Below are 3,417 nucleotides of genomic sequence, written 5' to 3'. Positions count from 1 at the left end.
ATAAACTGACACTTAAAAACAAAACTATCAATACATAGGTGATTAAAAGAAGATAGAAAAGATAAATTTGTCAGTTACTATTTATGGTTTTCATAGAAAATAGCAACACATTTTTTCCATTATGCCAAATTTTCTATATTAGTCATAATTTTATTATTTTAAATAAAATTTTAATTTATTTAAATCAATATTTAATTTATCAAAAATAATTTTCAAAAAATAAATTTTTCTTTCTGTGTTTGTTCAAATTTCAATATATAAATTATTATCTATTTTTTTACAAGTATCTCAATTTTTTTTATTATCAAAAAATCAAGATTTTAATTTTTCATCATTTGGAAATGATTTCATTAAAAAAGAATTTTCATTATATAATTTTTTTATTATTTTTTCATAAAAATTCGCCCAATTATTAACAGAATATTTTTTATCTTCAAAAATAAAATAATCAATTTTTTTTCATTTGAAATTATATTTATCAGCTAAAGTAAAAAATTTGAAAATATCTTTTTGTTCTTCATAATCTGTTTTTGGATATTTCCAAATTTTTAAAGATTTTTCAATTAAAAAATTCATTCTTTCTTTTATTTCTTTTTCAGTCCATTTTTCGCAAGTTTTTATATATTGATTTAAATACAATGGACTTTTATTAAATCATTTTTCTATATTTTTCTTTTCTTCAAAAGATTTATTTGAATATTTTCAGTTATATCAAGTTAATGTTAAATTTCAAATAGTATTTAAATATTTTTGATGAATTTCTTCATAATTTTCTCATAAATCTTTTTTCCAATTTTCGTTTAATTTCTGAGGCATTATATGTTCTATACTTAAATCTTTATTTTCAATCATAGAAGAAACATAACTTTCTTTTTGTTCAAAATTTTCCAATCTTTCAAGTAAATAATAATTTTTCTTTTTTGTATTATAAACATCTTTTATTAAAAAATTATTTTTAAACTCTTCGTTTTTGGGAAATTTTCATTTTCAAGTTTTATTTAATAAAACATATTTAAATATTTCAAAATAATTTTCTTTATAATCTATAAAACTTTTTATTTCTTTTCATAAAATATTAAAAATTTTATTTAATGATGCAGTTGGTAGATTGCAAATAAATCTTCTAAAAACAAAACTTTCTATAATTAATAAAATTTCAATAAATTCTTTTTTTGTAAAATAATTCTTTTCATAATCATTATATAATTCTAGCAAAAAAGGGTATGAAACTAATATTTCCAATTTATTTAATCTTTTTAAAATTTCTGATATTTCTTTGTTATCATCATTTGAATTAATTATTTTTGAATAATTTTTTGAATTTTTTAATAAATCTTTCAAAATTTCTTCAATTTCAAAACTATTTTTTTTGAAATATTCTTTGAAATCAAAATAAATATTTTTTTCATTTGGAATTTTTCTTTGTTTCATAGTCAAATAATCTCTAAAAAAAGCACTTAATTTATATACTTCACTTCAATTTAATTTTGTATTTTCTTCTATTTTGAACCAATAATTTTTATATAATTCTTCTTGTTTTTCAGGTTTTTGTTTCATCAAAAGAAAATTTCTAATTTTATCTCATTCACTCAAATCAAGTCAAGTTGAATTTAAACTTTCAAAAATCAATTGTGGATCATCTTCTCATCTTTTCAAAATTATTTCTACAATAACTAACTTTTCAATTGATTTATATAAGTTATCTATATTTATTTTATTTTCCAAGATTTTATTTTTAAAAAAAATATAATTTTCAGTTATTTTTGAATTATTTATAAATTCTTCTTCAAAAATTCAAAAAAAAGCTTTTTTATCTTTTTCTACTGATTGCAATTTTATTTGTTTATTTTTATCTTTTTGAAACTTATTTATTAAATAGAATTCCAAAATTTTTTCTTTTTCAATTTCTTCACTTTTTATATTTCATTCATTTAAAATATTGTAAATTGCTAACAACAAGATAGAAATTGTTGTTAATCTCTGTTGTCAATCAATAATTAAAAAATCTTTTCAATAATCATCTTTATAAACTACAATTGTTCATAAAAAATATGTTTGATAATTATTTTTGTTAATCAAAATTAAATCATCAAATAACTGTTTACATTGTTTTTCAGTCCATTCATAATTTCTTTGATAAACTGGAATTATAAAATTTTCATCTCAAGTCAAAAATTTTAAAATTTTTTTCTCTTCTGCTTTCATTTTGTATTTATTTTTAGTTTTATGTAAATATTTTATATAATTTCTCAAATTTTTTGTATTACATTATTTCAAGAAAAATTTTCCAAATTTTCTCAAATATTAATCCATTTGAATCATTTTACTTCTTCAAGTTGTATTTTTATATCAGTAGTTAAATTATTTAATACAAAAACATATCTAAAATCATGATGATAATGTTCAGCCTCTTCTTTTTTGGGATTTTCAGGTATATAGTGTGTGTCAATATCTATAGGAATTAAATTATTTTCTGTATGCCAATCAAATAATGTTATATCTTTTATTCAAGTTTCTTCTATTGCTTCTCTTTTGGCATTATTGTACATTTCATTATCTCAAGTTTCCCAATGTCCACCAGGAGCTAACCATTTATTTAGATTAATATTGTGAATTATTGCGATTTGTTTTTTATCACTTGATAAAATATATGCACTTGCAGTCATATGTCATTCAAAATTTTTCCTAGTAGATAAATCATCATTTTTTTGTAATTGATTTTGTAATAATTCATATCTATCAATTTCATTTGGAAATTTTTTTAAATATTCATTCAATAAAGTTTTTACATGAGAATTTAAATCAAACATAATTTATTTATTTAATTTATTTAAAATAATATAGTATTCTATATTTAGAATGAATAATTATTTTTATTATTTAATCAAGTTCTTTTTTATAAAAAAAATTGTATGATAAATAAATTTTATTCAACACAAAAAAAAATAAATATTTTGATAAATAAATTTTAATTATCTAAAATAATATTCAATAAATTCTAAAATAATATTTAATATCAATATTATTATATAAATTGGAAAAAATATTATTTTTAAAATCATATATATTATATCCCAAAAATTTTTTTTATTATCTTTATCTTTATCTTTATCTTTGTGTAACATTGTTTTTCATAATTATTTATATATTTAAATATAAATATATATTAAACAAAAATAAAATATTTTCAACTTTAAAATAATATAGTATTCTATATTTAGAACTCATCTTTATAGACAAAAAATAGTTAGTTTTGTAGTGGCGAGTATTATTGCATTTTCTCTTGAAATTATACTTTTTTCATTATAATAAATATATTATTTTTTATCTTTTATTATTTTAAGTGGTAATAATTATAATATGTTTATTAAAAAAAGTACTCGCAAATATAATTGAAAAACTTATGTCACTCATTAT

The 3,417-nt window shown here is 17.1% G+C and carries 2 protein-coding genes; both read right to left on the bottom strand.

Annotation, left to right across the window (positions count from 1 at the left end):
- Positions 1–153: 153 nt before the first annotated feature.
- Positions 154–2,205, bottom strand: a complete 2,052-nt coding sequence (locus VAMP_RS07180; protein WP_213349828.1) for a DUF262 domain-containing protein — start codon at positions 2,203–2,205, stop codon at positions 154–156.
- A 32-nt stretch (positions 2,206–2,237) separates the two neighbouring features.
- Positions 2,238–2,810: an NUDIX hydrolase gene (locus VAMP_RS04875; protein WP_213349827.1), complete on the bottom strand. Its 573-nt coding sequence runs from the start codon at positions 2,808–2,810 to the stop codon at positions 2,238–2,240.
- Positions 2,811–3,417 lie beyond the last annotated feature (607 nt).

The sequence above is a fragment of the Candidatus Vampirococcus lugosii genome (assembly GCF_018420025.1).
Taxonomy (GTDB): Bacteria; Patescibacteriota; Gracilibacteria; order Absconditabacterales; family Absconditicoccaceae; genus Vampirococcus; species Vampirococcus lugosii.
Note: the sequence above shows the minus strand (reverse complement) of the source record. Positions and strands in the feature narration are given on the sequence as shown.